General features: G+C 72.3%; 16 protein-coding genes. 10 read left to right on the top strand and 6 right to left on the bottom strand.

Annotation, left to right across the window (positions count from 1 at the left end; genetic code table 11):
• The first annotated feature begins 25 nt into the window (after positions 1–25).
• From HDG69_RS11145 to HDG69_RS11135, 3 genes are all read left to right on the top strand, one after another.
• Entirely contained in the window at positions 26–754 is a 729-nt protein-coding gene (locus tag HDG69_RS11145; RefSeq protein ID WP_171783838.1) for a response regulator transcription factor, read from the top strand.
• 1 nt (position 755) lies between these two features.
• Positions 756–1,859, top strand: a complete 1,104-nt coding sequence (locus HDG69_RS11140; RefSeq protein WP_171783837.1) for an ATP-binding protein — start codon at positions 756–758, stop codon at positions 1,857–1,859.
• 293 nt (positions 1,860–2,152) lie between these two features.
• Complete coding sequence (locus tag HDG69_RS11135) at positions 2,153–5,980, top strand: multifunctional oxoglutarate decarboxylase/oxoglutarate dehydrogenase thiamine pyrophosphate-binding subunit/dihydrolipoyllysine-residue succinyltransferase subunit (RefSeq protein WP_171784048.1); 3,828 nt, start codon at positions 2,153–2,155, stop codon at positions 5,978–5,980.
• Positions 5,981–6,065: 85 nt separating this feature from the next.
• Here the strand turns inward: HDG69_RS11135 and HDG69_RS11130 are convergent, their stop codons facing one another.
• The gene (locus tag HDG69_RS11130; RefSeq protein ID WP_171783836.1) at positions 6,066–7,061 is read right to left on the bottom strand and encodes an aldo/keto reductase; all 996 of its coding nucleotides are present in this window, start codon (positions 7,059–7,061) and stop codon (positions 6,066–6,068) included.
• Positions 7,062–7,136: 75 nt separating this feature from the next.
• On the opposite strand from HDG69_RS11130, the gene HDG69_RS11125 reads away from it, so the two are divergent.
• Both HDG69_RS11125 and HDG69_RS11120 read left to right on the top strand, forming a co-directional pair.
• Positions 7,137–8,069, top strand: a complete 933-nt coding sequence (locus tag HDG69_RS11125; protein ID WP_171783834.1) for an aldose 1-epimerase family protein — start codon at positions 7,137–7,139, stop codon at positions 8,067–8,069.
• An 89-nt stretch (positions 8,070–8,158) separates the two neighbouring features.
• Positions 8,159–8,770, top strand: a complete 612-nt coding sequence (locus HDG69_RS11120) for a GDSL-type esterase/lipase family protein (protein ID WP_343036391.1) — start codon at positions 8,159–8,161, stop codon at positions 8,768–8,770.
• Positions 8,771–8,776: 6 nt separating this feature from the next.
• Here HDG69_RS11120 and HDG69_RS11115 read toward each other — a convergent pair whose 3' ends face one another.
• Positions 8,777–9,571 carry a DUF4097 family beta strand repeat-containing protein gene (locus tag HDG69_RS11115; protein WP_171783832.1) on the bottom strand — a complete coding sequence of 265 codons (795 nt, stop codon included), beginning with the start codon at positions 9,569–9,571 and terminating at the stop codon, positions 8,777–8,779.
• Between the two features lie 100 nt (positions 9,572–9,671).
• Here HDG69_RS11115 and HDG69_RS19680 point away from each other — a divergent pair, with 100 nt between their 5' ends.
• A complete protein-coding gene (locus HDG69_RS19680) occupies positions 9,672–9,746 on the top strand; it encodes a 50S ribosomal protein bL37 (protein ID WP_402375911.1) in 75 nt (24 codons plus the stop codon).
• 97 nt (positions 9,747–9,843) lie between these two features.
• On the opposite strand, the gene rsrA is transcribed toward HDG69_RS19680, so the two are convergent.
• From rsrA to HDG69_RS11095, 4 genes are all read right to left on the bottom strand, one after another.
• Entirely contained in the window at positions 9,844–10,125 is a 282-nt protein-coding gene (gene rsrA / locus HDG69_RS11110) for a mycothiol system anti-sigma-R factor (protein WP_171783830.1), read from the bottom strand.
• Positions 10,122–10,955 carry a sigma-70 family RNA polymerase sigma factor gene (locus HDG69_RS11105; protein WP_216645455.1) on the bottom strand — a complete coding sequence of 278 codons (834 nt, stop codon included), beginning with the start codon at positions 10,953–10,955 and terminating at the stop codon, positions 10,122–10,124. The genes rsrA and HDG69_RS11105 overlap by 4 nt, the downstream gene beginning before the upstream one ends.
• 31 nt (positions 10,956–10,986) lie before the next feature.
• Positions 10,987–11,955, bottom strand: coding sequence for a helix-turn-helix domain-containing protein (locus HDG69_RS11100; protein WP_171783828.1), 969 nt, complete (start codon positions 11,953–11,955; stop codon positions 10,987–10,989).
• 61 nt (positions 11,956–12,016) lie between these two features.
• A complete protein-coding gene (locus HDG69_RS11095) occupies positions 12,017–12,880 on the bottom strand; it encodes an SDR family oxidoreductase (protein WP_171783826.1) in 864 nt (287 codons plus the stop codon).
• 174 nt (positions 12,881–13,054) lie between these two features.
• Here HDG69_RS11095 and HDG69_RS11090 point away from each other — a divergent pair, with 174 nt between their 5' ends.
• The 4 genes from HDG69_RS11090 (at position 13,055) to rsgA (ending at position 16,216) form a co-directional block, all read left to right on the top strand.
• Entirely contained in the window at positions 13,055–13,201 is a 147-nt protein-coding gene (locus HDG69_RS11090) for a hypothetical protein (RefSeq protein ID WP_171783824.1), read from the top strand.
• A 71-nt stretch (positions 13,202–13,272) separates the two neighbouring features.
• On the top strand, positions 13,273–13,797 hold the full coding sequence (locus HDG69_RS11085) for a DoxX family membrane protein (RefSeq protein ID WP_171783822.1): 525 nt from the start codon (positions 13,273–13,275) through the stop codon (positions 13,795–13,797).
• 50 nt (positions 13,798–13,847) lie between these two features.
• Positions 13,848–15,170, top strand: a complete 1,323-nt coding sequence (gene aroA / locus HDG69_RS11080) for a 3-phosphoshikimate 1-carboxyvinyltransferase (RefSeq protein ID WP_171783821.1) — start codon at positions 13,848–13,850, stop codon at positions 15,168–15,170.
• Positions 15,170–16,216, top strand: coding sequence for a ribosome small subunit-dependent GTPase A (gene rsgA / locus HDG69_RS11075; protein ID WP_171783820.1), 1,047 nt, complete (start codon positions 15,170–15,172; stop codon positions 16,214–16,216). The genes aroA and rsgA overlap by 1 nt, the downstream gene beginning before the upstream one ends.
• Positions 16,217–16,249 lie beyond the last annotated feature (33 nt).

Below are 16,249 nucleotides of genomic sequence, written 5' to 3'. Positions count from 1 at the left end.
CAGGTCTTGCGTGCAAGATGGGACCATGACCACCACCGCGACCAACCCGGGGCAGGGCCAGCAGAACGCCACGGTCCTCGTCGTCGAGGACGAGCCGGCGATCGCCACGGCGATCGCCCAGCGGCTCTCCGCAGAAGGATGGCGCGTCGAGGTCGCGCGCGACGGGACGTCCGGCGTCGAGGCCGCCTCCCGGCTCCACCCCGACGCCGTGGTGCTCGACGTGATGCTGCCGGGCATCGACGGGCTGGAGGTGTGCCGACGGATCCAGGCCGACCACCCCACGCCCATCCTCATGCTGACCGCCCGCGACGACGAGACCGACATGCTCATCGGGCTCGGCGTCGGCGCCGACGACTACATGACCAAACCGTTCTCGATGCGCGAGCTCGTGGCCCGCGTCAAGGCGCTGCTGCGACGGGTGGAGCGCGCCGCGCAGGCCGCCGCCGCCGCACCCGCCGACCCCCCGCTCGTGGCCGGGGACGTCACCATCGACCGCGCCCAGCGGCGTGTGCACCGGGCGGGCGACGAGGTCCACCTCACGCCGACCGAGTTCGAGCTGCTGGTGATGCTCGCCAGCGCCCCCAAGACGGTGCAGACGCGCGAGAAGCTCCTGGCCGAGGTGTGGGACTGGGCCGACGCGAGCGGCACCCGGACCGTGGACTCGCACATCAAGGCACTGCGCCGCAAGCTCGGGCCGGACCTGATCCGGACGGTCCACGGCGTCGGCTACGCCTTCGAGCCCCCGGCCGGCTGACGTGGCCGCTGCGCACGACGACGGGACGCGGTGGCGTGACCACCACCGGATCCCGGACGTCCGTCCGCTCGACCCGGTCCACTCGCTGAAGGTCAAGCTGGGGCTGCTGGTCGTCGCGAGCGTCACGGTCGCCGTCGTCATCACGTGGGTGGGCCTGCGCAACGAGCTGGGACCCAGTCGCACGTTCCCGTTGGCGATCATCGTCTCGTTGCTGCTCACCCAGGTCCTCGCCCGCGGCATGACCTCGCCGCTGCGACAGATGACCGCCGCCGCGCAGGCGATGGCCGACGGCGACTACTCCATCCGGGTGCGGTCGACGAGCCAGGACGAGGTCGGCCAGCTCGCCGAGGCCTTCAACACCATGGCCGGGGACCTCGAGGCCTCCGACCACGTCCGCCGCGACCTCATCGCGAACGTGTCGCACGAGCTGCGCACCCCGGTGGCAGCCCTGCAGGCCCAGCTCGAGAACATGGTCGACGGCGTCACGGAACCGACGCCGTCGTCCCTCGAGCTCTCCCTGGAGCAGACCGAGCGGCTCAGCCGGCTGGTGACGTACCTGCTCGACCTCTCGCGGGTCGAGGCCGGGGCGTCGGCGCTGATGCTGACCGAGTTCTCGGTGGGTGACTTCCTCGAGGAGTGCGCCGAGGCGATGTCCATGGTCGAGGCCGCCAAGGGACTCACCTACGTCGTGGACGTCACCCCGGAGGACCTGACGCTCGAGGCCGACGTGGAACGGTTGCGCCAGGTGGTGACCAACCTGCTGCAGAACGCGATCCGGCACTCCCCGCACGGCGGTACCGTCAGCCTGGACGCCTATCCGGACGGCGAGCACGTGATCGTCGAGGTCGGGGACGAAGGACCCGGCATCGCCCCCGAGGACCGTGACCGGGTCTTCGAACGGTTCGCCCGCGGCACCTCCGACGTCCGTCCGCAGCCGAGCGCGAGCGGCGGCACGGGGATCGGTCTCGCGATCGTGCGGTGGGCCGTGGACCTGCACGGCGGGCACGTCGAGGTCGCGGACACCGAGTCGGGGGCGACGATGCGGGTGGCGCTCCCGGCGCTGGCACGACCGGCTCCCGGCGTCACCACGGAGTCTGCCGCATGACCCCGTGACATCGATCACACCCGTTGGTGCCACCATCGCCTTCGTGAGGCACGCATGACGCCGGAGGAAGCAACCCCGGCCATCGCTTTCCTGCTCTATTACCGAGGCACCACGCGAGGGTGGGACTGGGCCGTCAACCGCGAGGGACCGCCGTCGCGCAGGCTCCGCAGAGCGCGTCGAGGGCATAGGCTGGAGGCGCCCGAGACCGGGTGCAGGGTCCAAGGAGGACCGGCTCGACCGAGCCGTCCGACCAAGCAGTCGAGCAATGTGGGAAAGTGGGCGATCCGGGCGTGGTGTCCCCCAAGGCAGGGTCAGAGTCGATCAACGCCGAGAGTGCGTCGTTCGGAGCCAACGAGTGGCTCGTGGACGAGCTCTACGAGCAGTACCTGAAGGACAAGAACGCGGTCGACCCCGCGTGGTGGGACTTCTTCGCGGACTACACCCCGGAGGAGTCGGCGGACGGCACGCAGAAGCCCACGGCGTCCCCCGCGGAGCCACCCTCGCGCCCTGCGCCCGCGGAGCCGACCCAGGAGCCCCGGACCTCGGACCCCGTCCAGGAGTCCGCGACCGCCTCACCGGCGTCCGGCACGGCCGCCGCCGAGGCGTCCCAGCCGGCCGAACCGGCCCCGGTCCCCGCCGACCCCGAGGTCTCCGCCGCGGACGCCCCCGTCGCCGAGGCCCTGCCCGCCACCGCTCCGTACGCCGAGGTCGCTCGGTCCGCCCCGAAGGACGACGACGCCGAGGCCACCGACGACGTCCAGAAGCTGCGTGGCCCGGCCGCGCGCGTCGTGACGAACATGGAGGCCTCGATCGCGGTACCGACCGCGACGTCGGTCCGTGCCGTGCCCGCCAAGCTGATGGTGGACAACCGGATCGTCATCAACAACCACCTCAAGCGTGGCCGGGGCGGGAAGATCTCCTTCACGCACCTCATCGGCTTCGCGCTCGTCGAGGCGCTGGCCGACATGCCGGTCATGAACGCCCACTACCAGGAGACCGACGGCAAGCCCCACGTGGTGCAGCCGGCGCACGTCGGCTTCGGCCTCGCGATCGACCTGGCCAAGCCGGACGGGTCCCGCCAGCTGCTCGTGCCCAGCATCAAGAAGGCCGAGGAGATGGACTTCGCCGCCTTCTGGGCGGCCTACGAGGAGCTCGTGCGCAAGGCCCGCGGCGGCAAGCTCGGCATGGACGACTTCGCCGGGACGACGATCTCGCTGACGAACCCTGGCGGCATCGGCACGGTCCACTCGGTGCCTCGGCTCATGCAGGGACAGGGCACGATCATCGGTGTCGGCGCCATGGACTACCCGGCGGAGTTCGCCGGGGCCTCCGAGGAGCGGCTGGCCCGCCTGGGCGTGTCGAAGGTCATGACGATCACGTCGACCTACGACCACCGCATCATCCAGGGCGCGCAGTCCGGCGAGTTCCTCAAGATCCTCGCCGGCAAGCTGCTCGGGCTCGACGGCTTCTACGACCGTGTGTTCGCCGCTCTGCGGGTCCCCTACGAGCCGGTGCGCTGGGTGCGCGACAACACCGTCGACGCCGAGGTCGAGGCGGCCAAGCCCGCCAAGATCGCCGAGCTCATCCACTCCTACCGGTCCCGCGGTCACCTGATGGCCGACACGGACCCGCTGGCCTACCGTCAGCGCAAGCACCCGGACCTGGACATCCAGACGCACGGGCTGACGTTGTGGGACCTCGACCGCATCTTCCCGACGGGCGGCTTCGGCGGCACCCCGAAGGCCACGCTGCGCGACACCCTCGGGCTGCTCCGCGACTCGTACTGCCGCTCGATCGGCATCGAGTACATGCACATCGCCGACCGGGCGCAGCGCAAGTGGCTGCAGGACCGGCTCGAGCACGGCTACGCCCGCACCCCGCGCGAGGACCAGCTGCGCATCCTGCGCCGTCTGAACTCCGCCGAGGCGTTCGAGACGTTCCTGCAGACCAAGTACGTCGGGCAGAAGCGCTTCTCGCTGGAGGGCGGCGAGTCCGTCATCCCGCTGCTCGACGCGATCCTGTCGAAGGCCGCCGAGAACGGGCTCGACGAGGTCGGCATCGGCATGGCGCACCGTGGGCGCCTCAACGTGCTCGCGAACATCGCCGGCAAGAGCTACGGGCAGATCTTCAAGGAGTTCGAGGGCCAGATCGACCCCAAGTCCGTCCAGGGCTCCGGGGACGTCAAGTACCACCTCGGCACCGAGGGCAACTTCACTGCCGAGTCGGGCGCGACGACCAAGGTCTACCTCGCGGCGAACCCCTCCCACCTGGAGGCCGTGGACCCGGTGCTCGAGGGCATCGTGCGCGCCAAGCAGGACCGCATCGACCTCGGTGGCGACGGCTTCTCGGTGCTGCCGATCCTCATCCACGGTGACGCTGCGTTCGCCGGCCAGGGCGTGGTGCCGGAGGTGCTGAACCTGGCACAGCTGCGCGGCTACCGCACCGGCGGCACGATCCACGTGGTCATCAACAACCAGGTCGGCTTCACCACGGGCCCGTCGTCGTCCCGTTCGACGACCTACTCGACGGACGTCGCCAAGGGCTACCAGGTCCCGGTGCTGCACGTGAACGGCGACGACCCCGAGGCCTGCGTCCGCGTGGCCGAGCTCGCCTTCGCCTACCGCGAGCAGTTCGACCGCGACGTCATCATCGACATGGTGTGCTACCGCCGCCGCGGGCACAACGAGGGCGACGACCCCTCGATGACCCAGCCGCTGATGTACAACCTCATCGAGGCGAAGCAGTCGGTGCGCAAGCTGTACACGAAGAACCTCGTGGCGCGCGGCGACATCACGGTCGAGGAGGCCGAGCAGGCGCTCAAGGACTACCAGGCGCAGCTCGAGCGGGTGTTCACCGAGACCAAGGACAGCGGGTACACGGCCCCCGACGGCGCCGAGGAGGTCGCCGGTCTGGAGCGGCCCGAGTCCCAGCGCGAGGACGCCGGCACGATGGTCGGCTGGCAGACGTCGGTGCCGCACTCGGTGCTCGAGCGCGTCGGCGACGTCCACGTCTCCCCGCCGGAGGGCTTCACCGTCCACCCCAAGCTGGCCAAGATGCTGGAGAAGCGCCAGCTCATGGCCAAGGAGGGTGGCGTCGACTGGGGCTTCGGCGAGCTCGCCGCCTTCGGGTCGCTGCTCATGGAGGGCACCCCGGTGCGTCTGGCCGGGCAGGACTCCCGCCGCGGGACCTTCGTCCAGCGCCACGCCGTCCTGCACGACCGCAACACGGGCGCCGAGTGGACGCCGCTGCTGTACCTGTCGGGCGACCAGGCGAAGTTCTGGGTGTACGACTCCTCGCTGAGCGAGTACGCGGCGCTCGGCTTCGAGTACGGCTACTCGGTCGAGCGGCCGGACGCCCTCGTGCTCTGGGAGGCGCAGTTCGGCGACTTCGTCAACGGCGCGCAGACGGTGATCGACGAGTTCATCTCGTCCGCCGAGCAGAAGTGGGCGCAGAACTCCTCGGTGGTCATGCTCCTGCCGCACGGCTACGAGGGCCAGGGCCCCGACCACTCCTCGGCACGCATCGAGCGGTTCCTGCAGCTCGCCGCGGAGGAGAACATGACCGTGGCGCAGCCCTCCACCCCGGCGTCGTACTTCCACCTGCTGCGCAAGCAGGCGTACGCACGGCCACGCCGCCCCCTGGTGGTCCTGACACCGAAGCAGCTGCTGCGGCTCAAGGCCGCGGCGTCGAGCGTCGAGGACTTCACCACCGGCACGTTCGAGCCGGTGCTGGGCGACGTGGCGGTGGCGGACGGCACGATCTCGGCCTCGGCCGTGGAGCGCGTGGTGCTGTGCACCGGTCGCGTCTACTACGACCTGATCGCCGAGCGCGAGCAGCGCGGCGACACCGCGACCGCGATCGTCCGCCTCGAGCAGCTCTACCCGTTCCCCGAGGAGCAGGTGCGCGCCGAGCTCGCCCGGTACGAGGGCGCCGAGGTCGTGTGGGTGCAGGACGAGCCCCGCAACCAGGGGGCCTGGTGGTACCTCCACCTGGCGCTGCCCGAGGACCTGCCGCGCGTCGACGTGATCTCCCGGCCGGCCTCCGCCTCCACGGCCGCGGGGACCGCCAAGCGTCACAAGGAGGAGCAGCGAGTGCTCCTGGAGCAGGTCTTCACCCGCTGACGTCCCGCGACGACGAAGGCCCTGGTCGCACGCAGTGCGTGTGACCAGGGCCTTCGTCGTCGTCAGCGGTGCGCGGAGGGTGCGCTCACCAGCGATCGTGGACGTGGTCGCGGACCAGCTCGTCGTAGAGCTCGCGCACGCCCGCGACGAACAGCGGGCCCAGCACGTTGGCGTCACCCGCCGCGGCGTTGAGACGCGCCTGCTCCGGGTTGCGAGCCCCGGGGATCACCGTGGAGACGCCTGCACGCTGCCACACCCACGCCAGCGCGGCCTGGGCCGGGGTGAGGTCCTGCTGCAGCGCGGAGTCCACCAGCGCGGAGAACCGTGTCGCGGCCTCGACCCCCGTCTCGAAGGGCACCCCGGAGAACGTCTCGCCGACGTCGAACGCCTCACCGGACCTGTTGAACGTCCGGTGGTCATCCGCCGCGAACGTCGTGTCCTTCGTGTAGCGGCCCGAGAGCAGCCCGGAGGCGAGCGGCACACGGGCGATGATCCCGACACCTGCCTCCGAGGCCGCCGGCAGGACCTCCTCCAGCGGCTTGTGGCGGAAGGCGTTGAGGATGATCTGCACCGTCGCCACCCCGGGGCGGCCGACGGCGGTCAGCGCCTCCTCGACCGTCTCCACGGAGACGCCGTAGGCAGCGATCACCTGGTCCGCGACCAGGGTGTCGAGCGCGTCGTACACCTCGTCGCTGGAGTACACGGCGGTCGGCGGGCAGTGCAGCTGGACCAGGTCGAGCCGGTCCACACCGAGGTTGCGCCGCGAACGGTCGACCCACTCGCGGAAGTTCGCCAGGACGTAGTTCTCCGGCACCTGGTCCACGCGGCGACCCATCTTGGTCGCCACCGTGATCCGTTCGCCCGGGTGGGCGGCGAGGAAGCGACCGAGGGCCTGCTCGCTACGACCGTCGCCGTAGACGTCCGCGGTGTCGTAGAAGTTGACGCCGGCCTCGAGCGACGCCTCGAGCACGGCGCGCGACTCGTCGTCGCCCACCTCGCCCCAGTCGGCCCCGAGCTGCCAGGTTCCCAGGCCGATCACCGAGACCATCTTTCCGGTCCGGCCGAGCACCCGCTGATCCATGAGTTTCTCCCTCTGACGTGACCACCACACGGTACGCGTGCCGCCGCCCGACGGCGCGGCGACTACGGTGTGACCGTGAACACGACCTCGAACCCCGCGGCGCCGGTGGCGCCGTCGGGCACCCAGTACCGCATCACCGCAGGGACGCACGTCGCCACGATCACCGAGGTCGGGGCGATGGTGCGCGAGTACACCGTGGACGACCGCGACGTCTTCGTCCCCTTCGCCGAGGACGAACCCGCACCCGTCTTCAACGCCGCGGTCCTGCTGCCCTGGCCCAACCGGCTGCGGGACGGCCGCTACCACGCCGACGGCGCCACCTACCAGCTCGCCGTCAGCGAGCCCGACCGCGGGACGGCGCTGCACGGCCTCGGCTGCTGGTACCGCTGGACCGCCGTCGACGTCGCCGCCGACGCCGTGACCCTGGAGCTCGCGCTGCCCGCCCAGAAGGGGTGGCCGTTCCAGCTCACCAGCCAGGTCCGCTACTCGGTCGACGCCACGCACGGTCTCGAGGTCCGCGTGACGACCCGCAACGTCGGCCAGGGCACGGCCCCCTACGGGGTGGGATTCCACCCGTGGCTGTCCTCCGGCGGCGCGGACCTGGACGAGTGCACCGTCCGGCTCGACGCGACCGAGCACGTGACGGTCGACGACCGCCTGCTGCCCACCGGCGTCGAACCCGTCACCGGCGACCACGACCTGCGCGAGACGCGATCGCTGGCGGGCCTCGACCTGGACGACGCGTGGGTCGGTGCGACGCGCGACGCCGACGGCCTGTCCTGGTGCCTGCTCGGCTGCCCCGACGGACGGACGCCGGCCGTCTGGATGGACGACTCGATGGACTGCTGGCAGGTGTGCTCCGCGGACCACATCGCCGGCCACCGGCGGTTCGGCCTCGCCGCCGAGCCGATGAGCTGCTACGCCGACGCCTTCAACACCGGCGACCGGCTCGTGCTTCTCGCACCGGGACAGGCGCACACGGTGCGCTGGGGCGCCACGCTGCGCTGAGCCCTCCGGCTCGGCGTGGGATCATGCGATGCCGCGTCCGAGCACGGGACAATGGCGGCGCAACGGCAACGGCAGGGTGGTGAAGGTTCGTGACGGAGCGCGAGGTGCGCATCTGTGTGGTGGGCGACGAGCTCGGCGTCGGCGTCGGTGACGCCCGTGCCCTGGGGTGGACCGGCCGCGTGCTGGCCAGGACCCGGTTCGACCGGCCCGCGATGTCCTTCGTCCTGGCCGTGCCCGGCGAGACGACGTCGGCGCTCGGCGCTCGCTGGGAGGCCGAGACGGAGCCCCGGTTCGGCCCCGAGTCGACGCACGACAACCGGCTCGTCGTCGCCCTGGGCCGGCACGACCTCGCTGCCGGGCTGTCCGTGGCGCGGTCCCGGCTGAACCTGGCGAACATCCTCGACGTGGCCGACTCGCGCCGGCTGGCGACGTTCGTCGTCGGCCCGCCACCGGGGCGTCCGGAGGACGGGGACCGCATCGCCGAGCTCTCGGCAGCGTTCTCGGACGTCGCGAACCGGCGCCGTGTGCCCTACGTGGACACGTACACGCCGCTGGCCCAGCACGAGCAGTGGCTCGCCGACCTCGCCACCACGGGGGCGACGTACCCGGGCCAGGCCGGCTACGGCCTCATGGCCTGGCTGGTGCTGCACACGGGGTGGCACTCGTGGTTGGGCCTGCCCGGCGACTCCGACGGTTCCTGAGCGGCGTCACCCGCGCGAGACGATCACGCGGGCCGACGTCACGTTCGCCGTCAGGTAGGCGACGCTCCCGGCGCCCGTCTCCGTCCGGTCCACCGCCAGCGTCCGCAGGGCCGAGGGCTGGACCTCGCCGTCCACCACGACCTGCCCGGCGGCCCCGCGCACCTTGAGGCTGACGGGCGTGCCCGCGTCGAGGCGCAGCGCCACGTCACCCGAGACCGTCTTCGCGGTCACCATCGGGCACGTGCCGGCGGCGGTGACGGCGACAGCCCCGGAGACGGTGCTGGCCGAGACCCGACCGAGCGCGCCGTCCAGGGCGAGCGCCCCGGAGACGACCTGGGCGGAGACGTCGCCGGAGTGCCCGCAGGCCGCGACGTCACCGGAGACCGAGCGCACGTACAGCGAGCCGGTGGTGCCGGTCGTCCTGATGGTGCCGGTGACCGTCTTGACGACCGTCCCCGCCGTCCCGGTGACGTCGACGTCGGCCTCCGTGGTGCCCACGTCCACGCTCACGCCGGGCGGGACGGTGAGCCGCACGACGGCACGCTCGGAGTCGCCCAGCGCCCTGACGCGGGCGACGAACGCCTCGACCTTGGACCGCTCGTACCCGACCCTCAGCCGGTCCCCCTCGCGCACGACCTGGAGCGGCTTGGCGCCGACCTCGATCACCTCGAGGGTGGTCCGGCCCGCCGTGGCGTCGACGACGACGTCGGCACGGCCGTCCTGGAGACGGACCGACACGGCCGAGACCTGCTCCACCTCGAGTGACTGCGGGGCGGCGACCGCCCAGGACTCGGTGCTCATGCTGCCTCCGTGGTGCCAGGGGGTGCCGGGCTGCCGTGGTGCGGCGGCCGTGTGGGATCATGGGACGACCCCACGTCAACCTTCTCCTGAGGAGACAGCCATGAGCAAGCGCGGAAGCAAGCGACGCGGCCGGAAGAGCAAGGCCGCCAACCACGGCAAGCGTCCCAACGCCTGAGGACCCCGCCACGAGATCGACCCTGCCGGTTCGAGATCGACCCACCACGGGTCGATCTCGAACCGGCAGGGTCGATCTCGTGCAGCCGCCGGACCGGTCAGTCGACGACGGTCATGACCGTGATCTGCTCACGGATGCGCAGACGCAACGTCTCGGGCGCCTGCTCGGCGCAGGACCGCTTGACGAGCTTCTTGACGAGCTCCTCGAGGCTGAGCTCGGCCAGGCACGGCGAGCAGTGCGCGACGTGCGCACGCATGCGGTGCTCGTCCGCCTCGGTCATCTCGGAGTCGAGGTACTCGTACAGGTGCGTGAGCACGTGCTCGCAGTCGCTCTCGCCCTCGGCGGGCTCGTGGGGCACCGGGGTGATGTTGCTGGTCATGACTGTCCTCCGGGTGCTGCCGTCAGGCCGCGATCGACCGCGTAGTCCGCGAGCAGGTCGCGCAGCTGGCGCCGGCCACGGTGCAGGCGGGACATCACCGTCCCGATCGGTGTCCCCATGATCTCTGCGATCTCCTTGTACGGGAACCCCTCGACGTCGGCGTAGTACACCACCATGCGGCGGTCCTCGGGCAGCTCGGCGAGCGCCCGCTTGACGTCGGAGTCGGGCAACCGGTCCAGCGCCTCGGCCTCGGCGGAGCGGAGCCCCTGCGAGGTGTGCGTCGCGGCCCGGGCGATCTGCCAGTCCTCGATGTCGTCGGTCTGCGCCTGCTGCGGCTGACGCTGCTTCTTGCGGTAGTTGTTGATGAAGGTGTTCGTGAGGATGCGGTACAGCCAGGCCTTGAGGTTGGTCCCCGGCTTGTACTGGTGGAAGGCGGCGAAGGCCTTCGCGAACGTCTCCTGGACGAGATCCTCGGCGTCGGCCGGGTTGCGCGTCATGCGCAGCGCCGCCGAGTAGAGCTGGTCGAGGTACTGCAGCGCGTCACGCTCGAAGCGCGCGGCGCGGTCCGCCGTCGTCTCCTCCGGGGCTCGCTCGGTGTCCTCGCCGATCTCGTCCGCGGTCGTGTGCGCACCCGGCGTGCGCTCGGTCTCGTCGGTCATCACCGTCGAGAGTAGTTCAGCAGGGCCGTGCATGCGGGTTGCGTCCGCCACGTTCCCGGCCGGGTCGAAGGCGGTCGCGGGGACGCTGAACAGCGGTACGTCGGCCGCGGGCGCGGCGCGGGTCAGGCAGGCGGTCACATCCGTGTGCAACCAGCGGGTCGCGGTTCGCATTCCCTGACGGTCACCGGCTCGCCGCGCCCGGTCAGGCCCCCAGGGCCGCCGCGAACCGACGTCGGTAGGCCAGCGGGCTGGTCCCGAGGCGGCGCGCGAAGTGGTGCCGCATGGCGGCGGCCCCACCGAAGCCCACGAGCCGGGCGACCTCGTCGACCGAGGCGTCCGTCGACTCGAGGAGCTCCTGGGCGCGCGCCACGCGCTGGCGCGCGAGCCATGCGCCGGGGGTGGTCCCGGTCTCGTCGCGGAACCGGCGGGCGAAGGTCCGTTCCGAGAGCATGGCGCGGCGAGCGAGCGTGGCGACGGTGTGCGGCTCGGCGAGGTTCTCCCGCATCCAGGCCAGCAGGTCGGACAGCGAGTCGGCCTCGCACGGCAGCGGGTCGACGACGTACTGGGCCTGTCCGCCGTCACGCTGCGGCGGGACGACCATCCGGCGGGCGATGGCGCGCGCCGCCTCCCCGCCGAGCTCCGTACGCACCAGGTGCAGAGCGGCGTCGATCCCTGCGGCGGTGCCCGCGCTGGTGATGAGTCGGTCGTCCTCGACGTAGAGCACGTCCGGGTCGACGGAGGCCAGGGGCGCGGCGGCGGCCAGCCGGTCGGCGAACATCCAGTGGGTGGTGCACCGGCGCCCGTCGAGGAGGCCTGCCGCGGCCAGCACGAACGCTCCGGAGCACAGCGAGAGGATCCAGGCGCCGCGCGCGTGGGCGCGGCGGACGGCGTCGAGGTAGGCCGCGGGCACGTCGGGCCGGACGGCGTCGGTGAGGACGTCGTAGGCGACCACGACGACGACGTCGGCCTGCTCGGTCGCGTCGAGCCCGGCCTCGACCACGATCGGGAAGCCGCCCTTGGTCGGCACGAGGCCGGGCTCGGGGGTGCAGAGCGTGAAGGCGAAGCTCGGTCCGCCCGTGGCGCTCCGGTCGATGCCGAACACCTCGTAGGCGATGCCGAGCTCGAACGGCGCGACACCGGGGACGACGACGGCAGCGACCTGTCGGATCATGCCGCCAGCCTGGCACGGTTGTGGCCGGAAGTCGACGCACACCAAGAAGTCGCCGGGCGTCTCAGAAGACCGGCTTGCCCCCGGTGACGCCCAGGACGGTGCCGGAGACGTAGCTCGCGTCCGCGGGCGAGGCGAGGAAGACGAAGGCCGGCGCCACCTCCGCCGGCTGGCCCGCGCGTCCCAGCGGAGTGTCCTGCCCGAAGGAGGCAAGCTTCTCCTCGGGCTGCGTGGCGGGCTGCAACGGTGTCCAGATCGGCCCGGGCGCGACCGCGTTGACACGGATGCCGCGCGGGCCCAGCTCTGCGGCGAGGTTGACGGTCAGGTTGTTGATCGCCGCCTTCGTCGAGGCGTAGTCCAGCAGGGACGTCGACGGCTGGAAGGCCTGGATCGACGAGTTGTTGATGATGCTCGACCCGTCCGACAGGTGCTCCAGCGCGGCCTGCGTCACCCAGAGCAGGGCATACAGGTTCGTCTTGAGCACGCGGTCGAACTCCTCGGTGGTCACGTCCTCGATCGACTCGCGGCGCGCCATCTGGAACCCGGCGTTGTTCACCAGGACGTCGAGACCACCGAGCGCCTTCGCGGCGTCGCCCGGGAGGGCCCGCGCCGCGGCCTCGTCGGTGAGGTCCCCGGGCAGCAGCTCGGCCTGACGGCCGGCCTCACGCACCCAGCGCGCCGTCTCCTCGGCGTCCTGCTGCTCCTCGGGCAGGTAGCCGATCGCGACGTCGGCGCCCTCCCGGGCGAACGCGATCGCGGTCGCGCGCCCGATCCCCGAGTCGCCGCCCGTGACCAGGGCGCGCAGGCCGACCATGCGCCCCGAGCCGCGATAGCTCTCCTCGCCGTGGTCCGGTCGCGGCGTCATCTGGCCGGTCCATCCCGGTGGCTCCTGCTGCTGGGCGGGAAAGGCTCTCGTGTCGTCGCTCATGCTCTTCCTCTCGAGTGCTGCTGCGCGAGCGGCGGGCTGCTTCACCGACGCGGCCATCGTGACACCGGCGCGGGGTCGTTCGCACGGGCACCGGGCACCTGATGGCAGGAAGTCGACGGACTTCGGCATCCAGCCCTCTCGTGTCTCGATATCGACTGCCGCAGCATTACTGCCATGACCACTCTCCTGCTGCTCCTCACCGCCATGGCCGTCCTCGCCGGAGTGCTCGCCCTGCGCCGTGCCGTCCGACGCGACGGCCTCGGCACACGGCGCCCTCCCCGCTCCCACCGCGAGTGGTGGGAAGGAGCCGGACTGTCCTGAACAGGTCCGAGGCGGCCCCCCCGAGCAGCCGCCGGTAGGCAAGATGGCGCATGCTCTGCCACAGTGGGCCCATGCTGTTGCGACGCCTCGCCCGCCCCCTGCTGGCCGTCCCGTTCGTCCATGACGGGCTCTCGGCCGCGCTGCACCCGGCCGAGCACACCGACGCCGCCCGGGAGGGTGCCGACCGCGTCACGCAGGCACTCGGGGTCGACCCGCTCGACGACACGCAGGTCTCGCTCCTGGTGCGAGCCCACGGTGCCGCCACCGTCGGCGCGGCCGTCCTGCTCGCCGTCGGCCGCGCCCCCCGGACCGCGGCGCTGACGCTCGCAGCGCTCAGCGCGCCGTTGGCCGTGGTCAACCAGCCGTTCTCGTCCCGCGGGGACGAGCGCCGCGAGAAGACCGGCCGGTTCGTCCGCAACCTCGGCGCCGTCGGCGCGGCCGTGATCGCCGGCATCGACCTGGAGGGCAGGCCCGGCGTGGGCTACCGGATCGGGCAGCGCCGCGCGTCGGCGTCGAGGTCGGCCCAGCACGCCGTGGAGTCCGCGGCCAAGGACGCCAAGGTGACCACTGCCAAGGTGAAGGCCAAGCTGTCCTGACCGCCGGACCGGGCCAGGGCGTGCGACCGACGTCAACTAGGCTCGGACCCATGACGACAACGCCCGACCAGACCACCGCGCCGCTCTGGGACGCCCCCGTGGCCGACGGCCTCCTGGACGCGACGGTCGAGGTCCCGGGCAGCAAGTCGCTCACCAACCGGCTGCTCGTCCTCGCCGCGCTCGCCGGGGGCCCGGGCACCCTGAGGGGCGCGCTGCGCTCACGCGACGCCGATCTCATGATCGGCGCCCTGCGCGCCCTGGGCACGACCGTCACGGAGGGCGAAGCACCCAGCACGCTGCACGTCACGCCGGGTCGGCTCACCGGCGACACCGACGTCGACTGCGGCCTGGCCGGGACGGTCATGCGGTTCCTGCCCCCCGTGGCCGCGCTGGCCGACGGCGAGGTCCGGTTCGACGGCGATCCCGAGGCCCGTGTCCGCCCGATGCTCCCGGTGCTCGCCGGCCTGCACGCCCTCGGGGTGCAGGTCTCCGGCGACGGGCCGGACCTGCCGACGCACCTGCCGTTCACGGTGCACGGGCGCGGGCGGGTCGCCGGCGGCGCCGTCGACCTGGACGCCTCCGGGTCGTCACAGTTCGTCTCGGCGCTGCTGCTCGCCGCGCCTCGCTTCGAGCGGCCGCTGACGCTGCGGCACATCGGCACCACCCTGCCGAGCCTGCCGCACATCGAGATGACCGTCGCCACGCTGCGCGAGGTCGGCGTGCACGTCGACGACTCCCGCGACGGCATCTGGCAGGTCACCCCGGGCCCCGTCGCCGCGCGCGACGTGCGCGTCGAGCCCGACCTGTCGAACGCCGCGCCGTTCCTGGCCGCGGCCCTGGTCGCCGGCGGGACCGTGCGCGTGCCCGGGTGGCCGTCCAGCACCACGCAGCCCGGCGCGATGGTGCCCGGCCTGCTCGAGCAGATGGGCGGCAGCGCCTCCGTGACCGACGGCGTCCTCACCGTGACGGGAACCGGCGAGATCCACGGGGTCGACCTCGACCTGCGCGCCGGCGGGGAGCTCGCCCCGACCTTCGCCGCCCTGGCGGCACTCGCCGACTCCCCCAGCCGACTGCGCGGCATCGCCCACCTGCGGGGGCACGAGACCGACCGCCTGGCCGCGCTCGCCACGGAGATCACCCGCCTCGGCGGGCGCTGCGAGGAGACCCGCGACGGCCTGGTGATCACTCCCCGCCCGCTGCACGGCGAGGTGTTCCGCACCTATGCCGACCACCGGATGGCGACGTCCGCAGCGCTGCTCGGGCTGCGCGTGCCCGGCCTGCAGGTCGAGGACGTCGCCACCACCGCCAAGACCCTTCCCGGGTTCGACGCGATGTGGCTGCGCATGCTGGGCCGGACGGCACAGGAGGCCTGATGGCGCGCCGGGTCCGTGACGAGCACGCACGGTTCGCACGCCCCTCGAAGCACGGGTCACGCCCCCGCACCAAGCAGCGGCCCGAGCACGCCGACGCCGTGACGGGCCTCGTCGTCGGCGTCGACCGGGGCCGCTACACCCTGGTGATCGACGACGGCGGCCCGGACGAGCGGGAGATCTCGGCCATGAAGGCCCGCGAGCTGAGCCGCACCCGCGCCGTCATCGGGGACCGGGTGGACGTCGTCGGGGACACGACCGGCTCCGAGGGCACGCTGGCCCGGATCGTCCGGATCACCGAGCGCACCTCGGTGCTGCGTCGCACCGCCGACGACACCGACCCGTACGAACGCATCGTCGTGGCCAACGCCGACCAGCTCGTCGTGGTCACGGCGCTCGCCCAGCCGGAGCCCCGCACGGGGATGATCGACCGCTGCGTGGTGGCGGCCTACGACGCCCGGATGGACGTCCTGCTCTGCCTGACGAAGGCGGACCTCGCCTCCCCGGACGAGCTGCGCGACCTGTACACCCCGCTCGGGGTCGAGGTGGTGGTGGCACGCCAGGACTCCACCGACACCGTCGAGGCGGTGCGCGAGCACCTGCTCGGTCGCACCTCCGTGCTCGTGGGACACTCCGGCGTCGGGAAGTCGACCCTCATCAACGCCCTCGTCCCCGACGCCGCCCGCGCCACCGGCGTGGTCAACGACGTGACCGGGCGGGGTCGCCACACGTCCACCTCCGCCGTGGCGCTCCGGCTGCCGGACCCCGGCGGGCCACCCGGTGCGCACGACGGCTGGGTCATCGACACCCCGGGGGTGCGCTCCTTCGGCCTGGCGCACGTCGAGGTGGGCCACCTCCTGGCAGCGTTCGACGACCTCGACGAGGTCGCCGCCCGGTGCCCACGGGGCTGCACCCACCTGGCCGACGCCCCCGACTGTGCCCTCGACGAATGGGTCGCGCAGGCGCCCGAAGGACAGGTCCGGACGACACGCGAGTCTCGCCTGTCGTCGTTCCGCCGCCTGCTGGGCTCACGGACCGCTACCGTGTGACTCGTGGCCACCTTCCAGCGAACCACCAGCCAG

The organism is Isoptericola halotolerans (assembly GCF_013149785.1).
In the GTDB taxonomy this organism is placed as follows: domain Bacteria; phylum Actinomycetota; class Actinomycetes; order Actinomycetales; family Cellulomonadaceae; genus Isoptericola; species Isoptericola halotolerans.
The sequence above is the reverse complement of the archived record's forward strand: the minus strand, read 5'-3'. Positions and strand labels throughout refer to the sequence as shown.

What these genes read in the sequence shown, in the direction of transcription:
- HDG69_RS11145 (WP_171783838.1), top strand. Translation starts at nt 26, where the DNA reads ATGACCACCACCGCGACCAACCCGGGGCAGGGCCAGCAGAACGCCACG.
- HDG69_RS11130 (WP_171783836.1), bottom strand. Translation starts at nt 7,061, where the DNA reads ATGGATCAGCGGGTGCTCGGCCGGACCGGAAAGATGGTCTCGGTGATC.
- HDG69_RS11115 (WP_171783832.1), bottom strand. Translation starts at nt 9,571, where the DNA reads ATGAGCACCGAGTCCTGGGCGGTCGCCGCCCCGCAGTCACTCGAGGTG.
- rsrA (WP_171783830.1), bottom strand. Translation starts at nt 10,125, where the DNA reads ATGACCAGCAACATCACCCCGGTGCCCCACGAGCCCGCCGAGGGCGAG.
- HDG69_RS11105 (WP_216645455.1), bottom strand. Translation starts at nt 10,955, where the DNA reads ATGCGAACCGCGACCCGCTGGTTGCACACGGATGTGACCGCCTGCCTG.
- HDG69_RS11100 (WP_171783828.1), bottom strand. Translation starts at nt 11,955, where the DNA reads ATGATCCGACAGGTCGCTGCCGTCGTCGTCCCCGGTGTCGCGCCGTTC.
- HDG69_RS11095 (WP_171783826.1), bottom strand. Translation starts at nt 12,880, where the DNA reads ATGAGCGACGACACGAGAGCCTTTCCCGCCCAGCAGCAGGAGCCACCG.
- HDG69_RS11090 (WP_171783824.1), top strand. Translation starts at nt 13,055, where the DNA reads ATGACCACTCTCCTGCTGCTCCTCACCGCCATGGCCGTCCTCGCCGGA.
- HDG69_RS11085 (WP_171783822.1), top strand. Translation starts at nt 13,273, where the DNA reads ATGCTGTTGCGACGCCTCGCCCGCCCCCTGCTGGCCGTCCCGTTCGTC.
- aroA (WP_171783821.1), top strand. Translation starts at nt 13,848, where the DNA reads ATGACGACAACGCCCGACCAGACCACCGCGCCGCTCTGGGACGCCCCC.
- rsgA (WP_171783820.1), top strand. Translation starts at nt 15,170, where the DNA reads ATGGCGCGCCGGGTCCGTGACGAGCACGCACGGTTCGCACGCCCCTCG.